The sequence below is a fragment of the Pseudomonas sp. NFACC41-3 genome (assembly GCF_900109505.1).
Taxonomy (GTDB): domain Bacteria; phylum Pseudomonadota; class Gammaproteobacteria; order Pseudomonadales; family Pseudomonadaceae; genus Aquipseudomonas; species Aquipseudomonas chlororaphis.
Genome location: NZ_FOAE01000006.1, coordinates 668,094 through 685,009 on the forward strand (window position 1 = coordinate 668,094; position 16,916 = coordinate 685,009).

At 65.6% G+C, this 16,916-nt stretch carries 16 protein-coding genes; 7 read left to right on the top strand and 9 right to left on the bottom strand.

The annotated features are described in order from the left end of the window. Window positions 1–175 precede the first annotated feature (175 nt). Complete coding sequence (locus tag BMY68_RS27545) at window positions 176–1,837, bottom strand: collagen-like triple helix repeat-containing protein (RefSeq protein WP_085533733.1); 1,662 nt, start codon at window positions 1,835–1,837, stop codon at window positions 176–178. Window positions 1,838–2,211: 374 nt separating this feature from the next. Here BMY68_RS27545 and BMY68_RS27550 point away from each other — a divergent pair, with 374 nt between their 5' ends. Next, entirely contained in the window at window positions 2,212–2,661 is a 450-nt protein-coding gene (locus BMY68_RS27550) for a DMT family transporter (RefSeq protein ID WP_007928728.1), read from the top strand. A 7-nt stretch (window positions 2,662–2,668) separates the two neighbouring features. On the opposite strand, the gene BMY68_RS27555 is transcribed toward BMY68_RS27550, so the two are convergent. Then, window positions 2,669–3,523: a MaoC family dehydratase gene (locus BMY68_RS27555; protein ID WP_085533735.1), complete on the bottom strand. Its 855-nt coding sequence runs from the start codon at window positions 3,521–3,523 to the stop codon at window positions 2,669–2,671. Window positions 3,524–3,525: 2 nt separating this feature from the next. After that, the gene (locus BMY68_RS27560) at window positions 3,526–4,878 is read right to left on the bottom strand and encodes a 3-oxoacyl-ACP reductase (protein WP_085533737.1); all 1,353 of its coding nucleotides are present in this window, start codon (window positions 4,876–4,878) and stop codon (window positions 3,526–3,528) included. A 119-nt stretch (window positions 4,879–4,997) separates the two neighbouring features. Between BMY68_RS27560 and BMY68_RS27565 the strand changes: the two genes are divergently transcribed. Then, window positions 4,998–6,275 (top strand): acetyl-CoA C-acetyltransferase, encoded by a 1,278-nt coding sequence (locus tag BMY68_RS27565; protein WP_085533739.1) that lies wholly within the window; start codon window positions 4,998–5,000, stop codon window positions 6,273–6,275. Window positions 6,276–6,567: 292 nt separating this feature from the next. After that, window positions 6,568–7,464: a PA4780 family RIO1-like protein kinase gene (locus BMY68_RS27570; RefSeq protein ID WP_007928734.1), complete on the top strand. Its 897-nt coding sequence runs from the start codon at window positions 6,568–6,570 to the stop codon at window positions 7,462–7,464. 174 nt (window positions 7,465–7,638) lie between these two features. Here BMY68_RS27570 and cueR read toward each other — a convergent pair whose 3' ends face one another. The 3 genes from cueR to BMY68_RS27585 form a co-directional block, all read right to left on the bottom strand. Next, a complete protein-coding gene (gene cueR, locus BMY68_RS27575; RefSeq protein ID WP_053259511.1) occupies window positions 7,639–8,046 on the bottom strand; it encodes a Cu(I)-responsive transcriptional regulator in 408 nt (135 codons plus the stop codon). Next, on the bottom strand, window positions 8,043–10,439 hold the full coding sequence (locus BMY68_RS27580) for a heavy metal translocating P-type ATPase (protein ID WP_085533741.1): 2,397 nt from the start codon (window positions 10,437–10,439) through the stop codon (window positions 8,043–8,045). Before BMY68_RS27580 ends, cueR begins: the two co-directional genes overlap by 4 nt. A 158-nt stretch (window positions 10,440–10,597) precedes the next feature. Continuing rightward, complete coding sequence (locus BMY68_RS27585) at window positions 10,598–10,981, bottom strand: hypothetical protein (RefSeq protein WP_009042014.1); 384 nt, start codon at window positions 10,979–10,981, stop codon at window positions 10,598–10,600. A gap of 148 nt (window positions 10,982–11,129) precedes the next feature. On the opposite strand from BMY68_RS27585, the gene BMY68_RS27590 reads away from it, so the two are divergent. Both BMY68_RS27590 and BMY68_RS27595 read left to right on the top strand, forming a co-directional pair. Next, a complete protein-coding gene (locus BMY68_RS27590; protein WP_007923288.1) occupies window positions 11,130–11,327 on the top strand; it encodes a heavy-metal-associated domain-containing protein in 198 nt (65 codons plus the stop codon). A 107-nt stretch (window positions 11,328–11,434) separates the two neighbouring features. Next, window positions 11,435–12,631 (top strand): multidrug effflux MFS transporter, encoded by a 1,197-nt coding sequence (locus BMY68_RS27595; RefSeq protein ID WP_085533743.1) that lies wholly within the window; start codon window positions 11,435–11,437, stop codon window positions 12,629–12,631. On the opposite strand, the gene BMY68_RS27600 is transcribed toward BMY68_RS27595, so the two are convergent. The 3 genes from BMY68_RS27600 to BMY68_RS27610 form a co-directional block, all read right to left on the bottom strand. Beyond that, window positions 12,632–12,811, bottom strand: a complete 180-nt coding sequence (locus BMY68_RS27600; RefSeq protein ID WP_007923286.1) for a hypothetical protein — start codon at window positions 12,809–12,811, stop codon at window positions 12,632–12,634. 145 nt (window positions 12,812–12,956) lie between these two features. Then, window positions 12,957–13,970, bottom strand: coding sequence for a zinc-binding alcohol dehydrogenase family protein (locus BMY68_RS27605; protein WP_085533745.1), 1,014 nt, complete (start codon window positions 13,968–13,970; stop codon window positions 12,957–12,959). A gap of 32 nt (window positions 13,971–14,002) precedes the next feature. Continuing rightward, window positions 14,003–14,293, bottom strand: a complete 291-nt coding sequence (locus BMY68_RS27610; RefSeq protein WP_009042017.1) for a putative quinol monooxygenase — start codon at window positions 14,291–14,293, stop codon at window positions 14,003–14,005. A gap of 134 nt (window positions 14,294–14,427) precedes the next feature. Here BMY68_RS27610 and BMY68_RS27615 point away from each other — a divergent pair, with 134 nt between their 5' ends. Together BMY68_RS27615 and BMY68_RS27620 are read left to right on the top strand one after the other, a co-directional pair. Then, window positions 14,428–15,357 (top strand): LysR family transcriptional regulator, encoded by a 930-nt coding sequence (locus BMY68_RS27615; protein WP_085533795.1) that lies wholly within the window; start codon window positions 14,428–14,430, stop codon window positions 15,355–15,357. A gap of 109 nt (window positions 15,358–15,466) precedes the next feature. Further along, complete coding sequence (locus BMY68_RS27620; protein WP_007923281.1) at window positions 15,467–16,843, top strand: MFS transporter; 1,377 nt, start codon at window positions 15,467–15,469, stop codon at window positions 16,841–16,843. Window positions 16,844–16,916: the final 73 nt, after the last annotated feature.

Genomic DNA, 16,916 nt, shown 5'->3' on the forward strand with positions numbered 1-16,916 from the left:
AGCAACGCGAGAGGTACTTCAATCGGCGGCGCTTGTCAGGGTCTTGGCCTTGATCAAGGACTGCAACCGTCATGCTCCAGGCAAGAAAAAGACGAGAGACTCAATCGAATCCCTCGTCTCCAACCAAGCGTAGGCGCTGTAGGTAGGGCCGTCGAATCGGCCAGGTGCAAAACGCTTATCGGGTGCCGCCCAGGGTTCCGGTCAAGCCACCGAGTACACCGCCCAGCACGCCGGTGGTGCCCGTGGTCCCGCTGCCGCTGGCAGTGCCACCGTCGACCAGGGTCCCGACCGAGGTGACCGTGGCCCCCAGGGTGTTCACGGTCTGGCCCACGGCAGTCACCACAGGGTTCGGGGCGCTTGCCGTGATCGTGGTACCCGCACCGCTGACGGCGCCGCCTACCTGGGTGAGCAGACCGGCGATGGGGGTGCCGGTGCCGGTCGTGGCGCCTACTTGCTGGGTCAGGCCGGTGACGGTCGTGGTGACCGGGTTCAACGCTGCGCCGACCGTGGCGCCGACACCGGCCAGTGGCGCAGTGGCGCCGACATTGGCCACACCCGTGCCGCCCAGGACTCCGCCCACCGAGGCTACGACGTTGCCGACCGAGGCTGTGCTTACCCCTGTGGCGCTGACCAGGGTGTTGGTGTTGCCGGCATTCAAGCCGGTACCCAGGTTGACCACCGCACCGCCGACGGTTTCCAGCAGGCCGGCGCCGCCAATGGTTCCCCCGCCGGTGCTCGGGGCGGTCGTCAGGCTGCTGGTATTGCCGATAGTGGTGGCGACATTGTTCAGGGTGCCGCCCAGGGTATTGGTCAGCGTGTTGCCACTGCCCGTGGCGGTGACTTTGTCGCCCAGGCCGTCGACGGTCGTTGCCACCTTGTCGATCAGGCCGCCGACCGGAGCGCTCAGGCCCGTGGTGCTGACCACCTTGCCGGTCAGGCCTTCTGCCAGGGTGACGACCGGCACCAGCAGGTTGTTGCCGACCTTGTCTGTCACTGTCCCCAGGGGGCCGCTACTGGTCACGGTGGTGAGGGTGTCGCCGAGCATGCTGACCTTGTCGCCGACGCCGTCGAGTACCGGCGCCACTTTGGTGACCACACCGCCCACCAGGGGAATGCTGCTGGTGCTGGTGGCCAGCTTGCCGCTGATGTCCGAGACGCCATCGCCGACGTCCGACACCACGTTGCCGACTATGGCCGTGGTCTTGCTCAAGGCCTGTGGATCGCTGCCCAGTTGGCCGAGGCCGTTGGTCAGGCCATCGCCCACGGTATCGACCACATTGCCGGTGGTATTCACTGCGCTCTGCAGTACACCACCGACTACCGGAAGCGGGGTCAATGCGTTGCTGAGGTTACTGACGCCATCGCCGACACCGCTGATGGTGGTGCCGAGGTCGGACACCAGGGTCGAGGTGACCAACGGGGTAGTGGTGGGGGTTGTCGGGTCGGTCGGATCCGTTGGGTTGGTCGGGTCGGTGCCGCCCCCTCCACCGGTACCGCCACCCGTGCCTCCGGTCCCGCCAGTGCCACCCGTCCCTGCAGTGCCGCCGCCGGTTCCACCTGTACCACCCGTACCGCCGCCGATCCCGCCTGTACCATCAGTTCCGCCATCGATTCCGCCGGTCCCGCCTGTGCCTGCGGTGCCGCCACCGGTGCCGCCGGCACCGCCCGAACCATCGCCGGAGCCGCCAGAGCCACTGTCGGTACCTGCCGCGCTGTCGGGCGAGGAGCTGCCGGAGCTGCTCTTGTGGCCGCCACCGCCGCTGCTGCAACCGGTCAGGCCGAGGGCCAGGATCAGGGCCAGCGCTGTGCTTGTTTTCAACCAGACTTGAGTTTTCATGAGTGAGATTCCTTGCACCTGTTACAACGTTTTGTTGTCTTCGATAACTCTCCAGTTCTGTTGCTGGAGATGTTTTCGTCCGTAGTCGCTATAAAAGGTCCAAGTGCTTTTTTTCACCATTCTCAACTTGGTATTAACAACTTATATATCGGCTGTTTTTGCTCCCGCGGAGGGACTAATACCAAAGGTGTGGTAAACGAATATGTTTTTTAAAAGATGTTATTAATCAGTATGTTGTGTTTTTGAAGTGAAAACTCTTAGGGTGCTTGAACGAAAGTTATATATATACAATTAATTGCCTGGCGACCCCGCCACGGATTTGGCGTCAACTTGCCTTATAATCCGCGGCCTGGCTTTTTTTCTGGAGAAACTTTATGCCTGCCCCTGTCTGGTGGCTGCTTTGCCTGCCGGTGATTGCCGGTGCTTTTTTACCCCTGCAAGCGGGAATCAACGGCCAATTGGCCAAGCAGGTTTCCAGCGTGCTGGCGGCGGCGCTGATCTCGTTTTTTGTCGGCACCGTGGCCTTGCTGGTCCTGGCCATGGCCCAGCGCGAAGTGCCCGGCCTGACGGCCTTGAAAAGCCTGACCTGGTGGCACTGGTGCGGCGGTCTGCTGGGGGCGTTTTTCATTGCCACCGCGGCCTTCGCCGGGCCACGGATCGGCGCGATGCTGTTCATGGCCCTGGTACTCGCCGGGCAGTTGGGCATGGCCCTGGCGCTGGACCATTTCGGCTGGGCGGGGTTTCGCGAGGCCCCCATCAGCCTCGGCAAGATTGCCGGGCTGGTGCTGATCCTGGCGGGCGTGTTCCTGATTCGTCGCGGTTGAGACGGGCTCAGGCCAGCGGCTGCCAGTGCCCGCTCATATGTTCCAGGTCGCCCGCGCCGGTCAGGCGCAGGTCACCGCTCGAGCCCGCGGCGCTTGCCAGCAGGCACACCTCGCTGGGCAGGCGCACCGGTTTTCTGAAGTCCACGGCAATCTCGATAGGGGCCGCCGGCAAATGTTCGCTCAATGCCGCCAGGGTCCGCGCCTTGTTCCACAGGCCGTGGGCGATGGCCTGGGGAAAACCGAACATTCGGGCGCTGATGGCGCTCAGGTGAATCGGGTTGTAGTCGCCGGACACCCGGGCGTAACGCCGGCCGATGTCGGCGGGGGCTTGCCAGCGCGTCAGCTCGCTGAGGCTGGCCTCGGCCGACGGCTCTTCGGCCGGTGCTTCGCCCGGCAGTTGCACACCCCGACAGAGCATCCGGCTTTGTGCTTCCCACAGCGGTCCCAGGGCGTCGTCGACGTAGGTCAACAGATCGAAAACCGCGCCTTTGGCATGGGGCTGCACGTTGTCCGCACGCACCCCGATGCTCAAGTTGCCGACCCCACCCATGGGCCGTAGCACGCGAATGCGGTTGGCCAGATGGATCAGCCCCAGCAGCGGAAAGGGGAAGTCCCTGGCGGTCAGTAATTGCATCTGCAGGGCGAACGCCAGCACATGGGGATAGGTCGGCGGCAGCAGGCCGTTCTCGGTAAAGCCGCAGACCTGGCGATAGGCCGCAAGCTTCGCCGGTTGCACGCTCACCTGGCGGCGCAGGCCATACTCAGGCAGCTCGGTGCCGGTGATCTTGCGGCGGATCGCGGCCTTCCAGTACAGCTCGGGCAGGTTCGGTGGGGTATCCAGCTCATGCCATTGCAGGCTCATGTTCACGCTCCCAGTACGCTTTGCCCACAGACTCGCAGCGCTTGTCCGCTGACCGCGCCACTGCCCGGCTGGGCGAGCCAGGCCACGGCTTCGGCGACGTCCTGCGGCAGGCCGCCTTGCCCCAGCGAACTCATGCGCCGCCCGGCCTCGCGCAGGGCGAACGGAATGTGCGCGGTCATCTGGGTTTCGATAAAGCCCGGGGCCACGGCGTTGATGCTGATGCCGCGCTCTTGCAACAGCGGGGCCCAGGACTGGGCCAGGCCGATCAGCCCGGCCTTGCTCGCCGCATAGTTGGTCTGCCCGCGATTGCCGGCGATACCGCTGATGGACGCCAGCAGGATCAGCCGGCCGTTGTCATGCAGGCAGCCACTGTCCAGCAGCGCCTTGGTCAGTACCTGCGGCGCGTTGAGGTTGACCGCCAGCACCGCGTCCCAGAATTCCGGGGTCATGTTGGCCAGGGTCTTGTCGCGGGTGATGCCGGCGTTGTGCACCACGATGTCGATGCCGTCCGGCAACTGTTCCACCAGCCGGGTCGCGGCGTCCTCGGCGCAGATATCCAGGGTGATCGCATGGCCACCCAGGCGCGCGGCCAGGGCTTCGAGGTCGGTCTTGGCGGCGGGCACGTCCAGCAGCACCACCTGGGCGCCATCCCGGGCCAGGGTCTCGGCGATCGAGGCGCCGATGCCGCGCGCCGCGCCAGTGACCAGTGCCCGCGCGCCGGCCAGCGGCCGGGTCCAGTCCTGGACCTGGGTTGCGCAGGGGTTCAGGCGGATCGCCTGGCCGGAGATGTAAGCGCTTTTCGGCGAGAGGAAGAAGCGCAGCGCGCCTTCCAGCTGGCTTTCGGCACCCTCGTCGACATAGAGCAATTGCAGGGTGGCGCCACCGCGCAGCTCCTTGGCCAGCGAACGGCTGAAGCCCTCCAGGGCGCGTTGGGCGCTGGCGGCGAATGGATCGCCGAGGGTTTCCGGGGCGCGGCCGAGAATCACCAGGTGCGCGCTGGGCTCGAGGTTCTTCATCAGCGGCTGGAAAAATTCGCGCAGTTGCTTGAGCTGGTCGGTCTGCAGGAGGTCGCTGGCGTCGAACACCACGGCCTTGAGCTTGGGGCCGTGGCCGGGAATCCAGGCGGTGGCGAGGGTCGGATCGGTGCCGTAGCTGTAGATGCTCTCGGTCAGCCGCGGGGCGATGGCGCCGACCTGCTGGGTCAGCGGGCCGCCGCCGATCAGCAGCGCACCCTCGACCGGACGCATGCGGCCGGCCTGCCAGCGCTCCAGACGCACCGGCGACGGCAGGCCAAGGGCCCCGACCAGGCGGTGGCCGATGGACGAGTTGGCGAAGTCGATGTAGCGATCTGACATGGAACACGCTCCAGGAACTGAGGTTCAAAGTGTGGACCATTAAGGGCCTTTGGTCGTTCGATCCATGAGATACAACCTACGCTTGTCGGTTGTGCCACTCACAGAATAGGGAGCTTTTCATGACTCAGCTGCGTCGTGTTGCGATTATCGGCGGCAACCGCATCCCCTTTGCCCGTTCCAATGGGCCTTACGCCACCGCGAGTAACCAGGCCATGCTGACCGCGGCCCTGGAAGGCCTGATCGAACGCTACCGCCTGCACGGCCTGCGCATGGGCGAAGTGGCCGCTGGCGCGGTGCTCAAGCATTCCCGGGATTTCAACCTGACCCGCGAATGCGTGCTCGGCTCGCGGCTGTCGCCGACCTCCCCGGCCTACGATATCCAGCAAGCCTGCGGCACGGGCCTGGAAGCGGCGTTGCTGGTGGCTAACAAGATCGCCCTGGGGCAGATCGAATGCGGTATCGCCGGTGGCGTCGATACCACCTCGGACGCGCCGATCGGGGTCAACGAGGGGCTGCGCAAGATCCTGCTGCAAGCCAACCGCGGCAAGACCCTGGGCGACAAGCTCATGACCTTCCTGCAACTGCGCCCCCGGCACCTCAAGCCGGAACTGCCGCGCAATGGCGAGCCGCGGACCGGCTTGTCCATGGGCCAGCACTGCGAGCGGATGGCACAAACCTGGAACATTCCCCGCGACGAGCAGGATCAGTTGGCGCTGGAGAGCCATCAGAAAATGGCCGCCGCCTATGTCGAGGGTTGGCACGACGACCTGATGACCCCCTTCCTCGGCCTGACCCGCGACAACAACCTGCGCCCGGACCTGACCCTGGAAAAGCTGGCGTCGTTGAAGCCGGTGTTCGAGCGCGGCGACAAAGCCACCCTGACCGCGGGCAACTCCACGCCGTTGACCGATGGCGCGTCCCTGGTGCTGCTGGGCAGTGAGGAGTGGGCGAAGGAACGTGGCTTGCCGATCCTCGCCTATCTGCGCGACGGCGAAGCGGCGGCGGTGGATTTCGTCCACGGCGCGGAAGGGCTGCTGATGGCGCCGGTCTACGCGGTGCCGCGCTTGCTGGCCCGCAATGGCCTGACACTGCAGGACTTCGATTACTACGAAATCCATGAGGCCTTCGCCGCGCAGGTGCTGTGCACGCTCAAGGCCTGGGAGGACGCGGACTACTGCAAGACCCGCCTGGGGCTGGATGCGCCCTTGGGTTCCATCGACCGCAGCCGGCTGAATGTCAAAGGCAGCTCGCTGGCCGCCGGGCATCCGTTCGCCGCCACCGGCGGGCGCATTGTCGCCAACCTGGCGAAGCTGCTGGAAGTGGCGGGGCAGGGGCGTGGCCTGATTTCGATCTGCGCCGCCGGAGGCCAGGGCGTGACGGCGATTGTCGAGCGCTGAGGGGCCAGGTGTTTGCGCAGTGGCGGCCCCCTGTAGGAGCGAGCTTGCTCGCGATCGAGCGCGAAGCACTCGCCAGCTTCTGTCACCTATACCCCGGCCTTTAGTAACGGGCAGCCACCGAGCACTGGGCTATGATCCAGGTCGGTCGAGCCTGTCGACATGACGGGTTGACCTGGCACATTGAGTGCATCGGCACTGTCGTAGGTCGGTAACCTCTCCCCGTGGTGCGAGGATTGCCGTATAACGAGTGACATTCGCGTGTTTGGTAATAAAGGACCCCTGATAAAAGCTGATGAAGACTCCAAAACGCATTGAACCCCTGATCGAGGACGGTCTGGTCGACGAGGTGCTGCGCCCACTCATGAGTGGTAAAGAAGCAGCTGTTTATGTGGTGCGCTGCGGCAACGAATTACGTTGCGCCAAGGTTTACAAGGAGGCGAACAAACGAAGTTTTCGTCAGGCGGCCGAGTATCAGGAAGGCCGCAAGGTGCGCAACAGCCGTCAGGCTCGCGCGATGGCCAAGGGGTCCAAGTTCGGGCGCAAGGAGACCGAGGACGCCTGGCAGAACGCCGAAGTGGCGGCCCTGTTCCGCCTGGCCAACGCCGGCGTGCGGGTGCCCAAGCCGTTCGACTTCCTCGAAGGCGTGCTGCTGATGGAGCTGGTGGCGGATGAATACGGCGATGCCGCGCCACGCCTGAACGACGTGGTGCTGGAGCCGGATCAGGCCCGCGAATATCATGCCTTCCTGATTTCCCAGATCGTGCTGATGCTGTGTACCGGCCTGGTGCACGGTGACCTGTCCGAGTTCAACGTGCTGCTGACCCCCGACGGCCCGGTGATCATCGACCTGCCCCAGGCGGTGGATGCGGCGGGCAACAACCACGCCTTCAGCATGCTGGAGCGGGATGTCGGCAACATGGCGTCCTACTTCGGGCGTTTCGCCCCGGAGCTCAAGCGCACCCGCTACGCCAAGGAGATGTGGGCCCTGTACGAAGCCGGCACCCTGCACCCGGCCAGCGTGTTGACCGGCGAGTTCGACGATCCGGAAGAACTGGCGGATGTCGGCGGCGTGCTGCGGGAGATCGAGGCGGCGCGCCTGGACGAGGAGCGGCGCCAGGCCATGCGCATGGCCGACGACGCGCCACCGGCCAAGTCCGAGGAACCACCGCCTCCGCCCTGGATGCAGTGATTCCCGAATACAAAAAATCCGGCAATAGCCGGATTTTTTGTACCCGTGAATCACGTAGCCGCTGCCGATAGGCTGCGATAAGGCTCGAAGAGCCTTCCAGCGATCACGAAGAACATGTCCTCTTCGCACGGAGTACCGCCCAGAGCGATCGCAGCCTGCGGCAGCGGCTACAGGTCATGGGGGCGTGCAGCATCCGCCGGAGGCCAGGTCCTTGAGAATCGGGCAATCCGGGCGATGGTCGCCGTGGCAGTGCTGCACCAGGTCCTGCAGGGTGTCGCGCAGCCCGGCCAGCTCGGCGATTTTCCGGTTGAGCTCGTCGATGTGCTGGCGGGCCAGGGCTTTGACATCGGCGCTGGCGCGTTGGCGGTCCTGCCACAGGGTCAGCAGCTTGCCCACTTCCTCCAGGGAAAAGCCCAGGTCCCGCGAGCGCTTGATAAAGGCCAGGCTGTGCAGGTCGTCGTCACCGTACAGGCGGTAGCCGCTGTCGCTGCGATGGGCCGGCCGGAGCAGGCCGATGGACTCGTAGTAGCGGATCATCTTGGCGCTCAGGCCGCTCTTGCGGGCTGCTTGGCCGATGTTCATCGGGCGTCCTCCAGGTCTTTGGGTTTCCAGGTTTTCAACAGTAGCGCATTGCTCACCACGCTGACGCTGGACAGCGCCATGGCCGCCCCGGCCAGCACCGGGTTGAGCAGGCCGAACGCCGCCAGCGGAATGCCGATCAGGTTGTAGACGAAGGCCCAGAACAGGTTCTGGCGGATCTTCGCATAGGTCTTGCGGCTGATCTCCAGGGCCGCCGGCACCAGGCGCGGATCGCCGCGCATCAAGGTGATCCCCGCAGCGTGCATCGCCACATCGGTCCCCCCGCCCATGGCGATGCCGATATCGGCGGCGGCCAGGGCCGGGGCGTCGTTGATGCCGTCGCCGACCATCGCCACCACGCCGGTCTTTTTCAGTTCGGCGACGGTGGCGGCCTTGTCGGCGGGCAGCACTTCGGCGTGCACGTCGGTAATGCCCAGGGCCTCGGCGACCACCTTGGCGCTGCCGCGGTTGTCGCCGGTCAGCAGGTGGCTGCCGATATGGCGCGCGCTCAGTTGCTGCACCGCTTGCAGGGCGCCGGGCTTGAGGGTGTCGCCAAAGGCGAACAGGCCCAGTACACGGGGTTGCGGCTGTTGTTCGATCAGCCAGGACAGGGTACGGCCTTCGGTTTCCCAGGCCTGGGCCGAGGCCGCCAGGTCGCCGGCCTGCAGGCCGCTTTCTTCCAGCAGGCGTCGGTTACCCAGGGCCAGTTGGCGGTCGTCCAGGGTGCCGGCGATGCCGCGGCCGGTCAGGGACTGGCTGGCGCTGACGTCGGCCACCGCCAGCTGGCGTTCGGCGCACAGGTCGAGAACCGCCTTGGCCAGCGGGTGTTCGCTGCCGCGTTGCAGGGCGCCGGCCAGTTGCAGCAGGCGGTCTTCGTCGCCGTCGACCGCATCCAGGTGGGCGATGCGTGGCGTGCCGGAGGTCAGGGTGCCGGTCTTGTCGAAGACCACCGTGCTGACTTCATGGGCGCGTTCCAGGGCATCGGCGTCCTTGATCAGGATTCCGTGGCGGGCGGCGACGCCGGTGCCGGCCATGATCGCGGTCGGTGTGGCCAGCCCCAGTGCGCAGGGACAGGCGATGACCAGCACCGCGACCGCATTGATCAGCGCGGTTTCCAGCGGCGCGCCATACAGCCACCAGCCGATCAGCGTCGCCAGGGCCAGCACCAGCACCGCCGGCACGAACACCTGGCTGACCCGGTCCACCAGTTTCTGGATCGGTGCCTTGCCGGCCTGGGCGTCTTCCACCAGGCGGATGATGCGCGCCAGCACGGTTTCCGCGCCGAGGGCCAGGGTCCGCACCAGCAGTCGGCCTTCGCCGTTGATGGCGCCGCCGGTGACCGGGTCGCCGGGTTGTTTCGGCACCGGCAGGCTTTCACCGCTGATCAGGGCTTCGTCGGCATGGCTCTGGCCTTCGACCACTTCACCGTCCACCGGGAAGCGCTCGCCGGGCTTGACCAGCACCAGGTCGTTCAGGCGCAGGGCGCTGATCGCCACTTCCTGCTCACGGCCATCGATGACCTGGATCGCCCGTTCCGGGCGCAAGGCTTCGAGGGCGCGGATGGCGCTGGCGGTCTGGCGCTTGGCGCGGCTTTCCAGGTACTTGCCCAGCAGCACCAGGGCGATGACCACGGCCGAGGCCTCGAAGTACAGGTGCGGCATGCCGCCGGCGGGGGTGATGGCCCATTGGTAGAGGCTCAAGCCGTAACCGGCGCTGGTGCCCAGGGCCACCAGCAGGTCCATGTTGCCGGCGCCGGCGCGCACGGCTTTCCAGGCGGCGACATAAAAACGCGCACCGAAGATGAATTGCACCGGCGTGGCCAGGACGAACTGCGCCCAGGCCGGCAGCATCCAGTGCAGGCCAAAGGGTTGCACCACCATGGGCAGTACCAGCGGCAGGGCCAGCAGGATCGCCAGCACCAGGGACCAGCGTTCGCGCCGCAGGCGTTGTTCCTGATCGTCGCGCTCGGGGTGTTCGGCTTGCCACAGGGTGGCGGAGTAGCCGGCCTTGCTGACGGCGGCGATCAAGTCGGCGCTATCGACCTGGCCCAGCAGATCGATATGCGCGCGTTCGTTGGCCAGGTTGACGCTGACCCGGGTGACCCCGGCCACCTTGCTCAGCGCGCGTTCCACACGGCCGACGCAGGAGGCGCAGGTCATGCCGCCGATGTTCAGCTCCAGGCTGTGGGCCGGCACGCTGTAGCCGGCATCCTGCACGGCGGCCATCAGCGCCGGCAGGCTGTCGCTGGGCGCCTGGACACGGGCCTGTTCGGTGGCGAGGTTGACGCTGACGGCCGCGGCGCCCGCGACCTTGCTCAAGGCGCGTTCCACGCGCCCGGCGCAGCTGGCGCAGGTCATGCCGGCAATCGGCAGGTCAAAGGTGGTTGATTCGGACATCACTGACACTCCCTGTAAACGGTGGTCTACAGGATCAACCTTGCCATGCTGGCAAGGTCAAGCGCCATGGTGCGGGGTGCTTCAATCTGTCTCGGGGGCAGCGTCCGAATCGTCGCCGGTGCCGGGGAGGGACAGGGCGCAGGCGACGACCCGGGGCCTCAGTATCCCAGGCCGGTGCGCTGAAGGTGCAGGCCCGACGGGCTCATGGCGATGCGGAACTTCAGCACGTCGCCGGCCTTGAGGCTAATGTCCTGGGAGCTTGGCGCGAGCATGCCCGGGTTGCAGCCCGGCATCTGCCCCGGCAGCAGTTTCAGGCGCAGCGAGACTTTGCCCGGCGGCAGGTTGAAGGACGTGGCTTGTTCCTGGAACAGCCGGCCCGCCAACTGGTCCTCGATGTACAGGCCGATCTCGCAGGAGGTGGCGACTTCCAGGCGTTCCCGGGAAATGATCAGGACGCCGTAGTCCTCACCGGCGGCGTTGACCGAAGGGGATGCCGCGATCAGGCCGAGGAGGCTGAACAGGCTGATAACCGACCAGCGCATGGCTGAATCTCCTAGTGTCGTGTCGTTGAGGGGTGAAGCTTGGCCGAGCGCGTCGCCGATTGCCAGCCCGGCAGATGCATCCGGAACTTGACCTTGCCATGATGGCAAGGTCGAGACTGGCGACAACCCTCACTACAGGAGAAGCGTCATGCAAGTGTTCAATGTCGAAGGGATGTCCTGCGGTCACTGCGTCCGGGCCATCACCCAGGCGGTGCAGAGCAAGGACCCGGCAGCCAGCGTCAAGGTCGATCTCGGGGCCCGGGAAGTGGGTGTGGAAAGCCGCTTGTCCGCCGACGAGGTGATCAGCCTGATCAGCGAAGAAGGCTATGCGGTCAAGCTGGCGTGAGCGGATTTAGCCGGTCTTTTTAATAGTTAGCGACCTATCGGAATGTTCAAGGCCTCCAAGCGCGGATAAACTGTCGGGCTGCCGACCGACCCGCACCTGGATGCCTGATGAACCTTCGCACAATCCTGATTCTCGGCGCCCTGAGCGCCTTCGGTCCTCTGGCCATCGACTTCTATCTGCCGGCGTTCCCGGCGATGGCGCTGGCCTTTGGCACCGATGAAAAACACGTTCAGCTGACCCTGGCGGCCTACTTCCTCGGCCTGTCCATCGGCCAGCTGGCCTACGGCCCGGTGGCCGACCGCTTTGGCCGGCGCATCCCGTTGCTGGCTGGGGTGGGGCTGTTCACCCTGGCGTCCCTGGCCTGTGCCTACGCGCCGAACCTGGAATGGCTGATCGGCGCGCGGTTCGTCCAGGCGCTCGGTGGCTGCGCGGGCATGGTGATTTCCCGGGCGGTGGTCAGCGACAAGTGCGATGCGGTGGGTTCGGCCAAGGTGTTTTCCCAACTGATGCTGGTCATGGGCCTGGCGCCGATCCTGGCGCCGATGCTCGGCGGTCTGCTGGTGAATCTCTACGGCTGGCAGTCGATCTTCATCATGCTGACCCTGTTCAGCGCCCTGGCCGGCCTGGCGGTAGCGCTGGGCTTGCCGGAAAGCCTGCCGGCCCATGTGCCGCGCCAGCCGTTGTCCGGGGCCTTGCGCCAATACGGTCGGTTGCTGGCTGACCGGGTGTTCCTCGGCCATGCCCTGACCGGGGGCATCGCCATCGCCGGGATGTTCGCCTACATCGCCGGTTCGCCTTTCGTTTTCATCAAACTCTACGGTGTGCCGGCCGAGCATTTCGGCTGGTTCTTCGGGATCAACGCCGGCGGCTTCATCCTGGTGGCGCAGATCAATGCGCGGTTGCTGGCCAAGCGTGGCCCGGCGTTCCTGCTGGCACGCACGGTGTGGATCTACCTGTTGGGTGGCCTGGCCTTGCTCGCCGTCAGTTCGCTGCACCCGGCACAACTCTGGCCGCTGCTGGCACCGCTGTTCATTTGTATCGCCAGCCTGGGCTGCATCCTTCCCAATGCCTCGGCCTGCGCCATGAACGGCCAGGGCGCGCGGGCCGGCAGTGCCTCGGCGATGCTCGGCTGCCTGCAGTTCAGCGTGGCGGCCGGCGCCGCGGCGTTGGTGGGCGTGTTGCACGATGGCAGCGCCGTGCCGATGGCAACGGTCATCAGCCTGTGTGGGATTCTGGTGGTGACGCTGGCGATGGTCACCCGCAAATTGCAGAACGCCAGGGCGCTGCAAGCCACCCAGCTGTAATCAGCCGGCGGCGCGTTGTTGGCTTTCGGGGAAGCGGTGGGGGGCTTGCAGACGCGTTTCCAGCGTATTGGCGAAGGCTCGGGCTTCGGCCTCGCTGCGGAAGGTCACCGCATGCTGGTCGAGTTGAACCTGCCATTGGGTACCTTTGGATTTTGCCAATTCTTTTATCAGGATCTTCATTGCTGACCTCCTCGCGTAAAAGACTGCATTGCAAAGGCCCCCAGTGTAGACCCGAATACGGTCACAAGTATGACAAGGATCAACTGTCGGACTGACGGCATCCTGCCCCTTTTTAGCGCGGGCAGGACGCCGTCCGCTCCCCGCCTCAGAAGCCTTCGAGCACGATCTTGCCCTTGGCCTTGCCGCTTTCCAGCAACGCGTGAGCGCGCCGCAGGTTGGCCGCGTTGATCGTGCCGAAGTGCTCGCCCAGGGTGGTCTTCAAGGTGCCGGCGTCGATCAGCTCGGCGACGCGATTGAGCAGCTTGTGCTGCTCCTGCATGTCCGCAGTTTCGAACAGCGAGCGGGTGTACATGAACTCCCAGTGCAGCGACAGGCTCTTGCGCTTGAGCTTGGTCACGTCGAGGGTTTGCGGATCGTCGATCAGTGCCAGCCGGCCCTGGGGCGCGAGGGCCTCGACCAACTCGTCCAGGTGCGCCTCGGTCTGGGTCAGGCTGGCGACATGGGTGACACTGGCCTGGCCGGCTTTCTTCAACTCCTGGCTCAGCGGCTGGCTATGGTCGATCACCAGGTCGGCGCCCAGCTCGCGTACCCAGCCCTGGGTTTCGGCGCGCGAGGCGCTGCCGATGACCTTGAGCCCGGTGAGCTGGCTGGCCAGTTGGGTGAGGATCGAACCGACGCCGCCGGCCGCGCCGACGATCAACAGGCTCTGCTGCCGATCGGTCTGGCCTTCGGCGATCTGCAGGCGTTCGAACAGCAGTTCCCAGGCGGTGATCGCGGTCAGCGGCAGGGCGGCGGCTTCGGCGAAGCCCAGGCTCTTGGGCATATGGCCGACGATGCGTTCGTCGACCACGTGCAGCTCGCTGTTGCCACCGGCGCGGGCGATCGAGCCGGCGTAGAACACCTTGTCACCGGCCTTGAACAGGCTGACGTCGCTGCCCACCGCCTTGACCACCCCGGCCACGTCCCAGCCCAGCACCTTGGCGGCGCCACCTTCAGGCTGGACGTTCTGGCGGACCTTGGTGTCCACCGGGTTGACCGAGATGGCTTTGACTTCCACCAGCAGGTCGCGGGGGCCGGCGAGCGGTTCCGGCAGTTCGATGTCTTGCAGGGACAGGGGATCGTCGATCGGCAGGGAGGCGTAGTAGGCGATAGCTTTCATGGTGGGTTTTCCTGATGAAGATGAAGGTTGGGTCAGAGGAGCAGCAGGCGCTTGAGCTCGAAGTGCTCGATCGCCTCGCGGGTCTGGCTGAGAAAATGCTGGAAGTGCGGTGTGGCGTTGTGAAACTCCAGGGCCGCCTCGTCATCCCAGCGTTCCAGTACATAGAAGGTGCCTGGGGCCTCGGCGTCCTGGTGCAGGTTGTAGTACTGGCAGCCGGCTTCTTCACGGCTCGGTTGCACCAGGGCGCTGAGTTCGCGCTTGAGCACGGCCTGCTGGCCGCTCTTGGCGACCAGGGTGGCGATGGCGGTAAAGGCTTGCGACATAGGGAGTTCCTTCAAAGGCTGGTGTGACGAGCTGATATGACGGTAGGCCGATCATTGGTCATTTCCCTGGAAGATAAAACCGGCTAAAACAGCAGTCTCTTTCAATATTTTTTTGATAATGCCCGGTGAGCCAGATGCTGCGATTCGATGACCTGCAATTGTTCGTGCGCGCCGCCGACCTCGGCAGCCTGTCCGCCGCGGCGCGGGTCATGGACCTGTCGGCGGCGGTGGCCAGCGCGGCCCTCAAGCGTATCGAGCAGCAGCTCGGTGCCCGGCTGCTGGCGCGTTCGACCCGCAGCCTGCGCCTGACCGCCGAGGGCGAAGGGTTTCTCGAATACGCTCGCGCGGCCCTGAGCAACCTGGAGGAAGGCCGGCGCCTGCTGGCCAGCGGGCAGGATCAGGTCAGCGGCGTTCTCCAGCTGTCCGCGCCCTCGGATTTCGGCCGCAATCTGTTGCTGCCCTGGCTCGACCAGTTCCAGCTGGAGCACCCCAAGCTCACGCTGCGCCTGCTGCTGGGCGACCGTATCGCCGACCTGTTTCGCCAGCCGGTGGACATCGCCCTGCGTTACGGCGAACCGGAAGACTCCAGCCTGGTGGCCTTGCCGGTCGCGCCGCAGAACCGCCGGGTGCTGGTGGCCGCCCCCGAGTACCTGGCCCGCCACGGCGAGCCGCGTCAGCTGGAGCAATTGGCCCAGCACAATTGCCTGCTCTACATGCTCGGCAGCCGGGTGCATGACCATTGGAGTTTTCACGACGGCAAGCGCGAGGTCGGCCTGACGGTCAGCGGCGATCGTTTCAGCGACGACGCCGATGTGGTGCGCCTGTGGGCGGTGGCGGGGCGGGGTATCGCCTACAAGTCCTGGCTCGACGTGGCGGCCGATGTGCTGGCCGGGCGGCTCAAGGTGCTGCTGCCGGAGCTGCGCTGCGAATGGGCACCGCTGAACCTGTTGTGCGCCCATCGGGCGCAACTGAGCAAACCGGTGAAGCTGCTGCGGGACATGTTGCAGGCGCGCTGCGCTGAAGTTTCCGCGCATTACCCCAAGCCAACCCACGCCGATCAATGACCCTGGCCGGCGGCGTCGTTGCCGGGTGCGGGCAGGTCGCATCCAGCACTGAGCGGCGGCGTCGATCTTGCACACTCGATTGCAGACCATTCAATCGGGGGGACGGGGCATGGCAAGTCAGGGATACAGTGCGGCAGAGCGTCTGGAACGTTTGCCCATCAGCGGTTATCACCGGGTCATTTTCATCATCATCGCCCTGGCGTTTTTCTTCGACTCCATGGACCTGGCGATGATGACGTTCCTGCTCGGCTCGATCAAAGCCGAGTTCGGCCTGAGCACGGCCCAGGCCGGCCTGCTGGCCAGTTCGAGTTTCTTCGGCATGGTGGTCGGCGCGTCGCTGTCGGGCATGCTCGCCGACCGCTTCGGGCGCAAGCCGGTGTTCCAGTGGAGCATCGTGCTCTGGGGCATCGCCAGTTACCTGTGCTCCACGGCGCAGACGGTGGACAGCCTGACCCTGTTCCGGGTGCTGCTGGGGATCGGCATGGGCATGGAGTTTCCCATCGCCCAGTCGATGCTCTCGGAGATGATCCCGGCCAAGCGGCGCGGGCGCTATATCGCCTTGATGGACGGCTTCTGGCCGCTGGGTTTTGTCGCGGCGGGCGTGCTTTCGTACTTCCTGCTGCCGCTGATCGGCTGGCGCGACATCTTCCTGGTCCTGGCGATCCCGGCGGTGTTCGTGCTGGCGATCCGTTTCTTCATTCCCGAGTCGCCGCGTTGGCTGGAGCAGGCCGGGCGGCACGCCGATGCCGACCAGGTGCTGCGGCGGATCGAGGATAAGGTCCGCGCCTCGTTGCAGCGCGCGGACCTGCCCGAGCCGGTGCGCCTGCCGCGGGTGGAGAGCGTGCCGGGGCACTTCTTTTCGGCCTTGCGCGAGATCTGGTCGCCGCTCTATCGCCAGCGCACGATGATGATCTGGAGTGTGTGGTTCTTCGCCCTGCTGGGTTTTTATGGCCTGACGTCGTGGCTCAGTGCCCTGCTGCAGCAGTCGGGTTTCGCCGTGACCCAGTCGGTGTACTACACGGTGCTGATTTCCCTCGGCGGGATTCCCGGCTTCCTCATGGCCGCCTGGCTGGTGGAGCGCTGGGGGCGCAAGCCGGTGTGCGTGATCACCTTGCTGGGCGGTGGGGTCATGGCGTTCTTCTACGGGCAGAGCGCGGTGTTCGGCGGCAACGTGGCGTTGCTGATCAGCTCCGGCCTGTTGATGCAGTTCTTCCTGTTCGGCATGTGGGCGGTGCTCTACACCTATACGCCTGAGTTGTATCCCACCTCGGCGCGGGCTACTGGCTCCGGGTTCGCCTCGGCGGTGGGGCGCATCGGGTCGCTGCTCGGTCCTTTGGTGACCGGCGTGGTGTTCCCGATGACCGGGCAGGGTGGGGTGTTCGCCCTGGGCGCGCTGTGTTTCGCGGTCGCCGCGGCGGTGGTCTGGCTGTTCGGGATGGAGACCCGGGGCAAGACGCTGGAGGAGTTGAGCGAAGTCGGCGTTTGATCTGTAGCCGCTGCCGCAGGCTGCGATAAGGTTCGAAGAACCTTCCGAGGCCCTCAAGAGCGGCGCCCGCTTC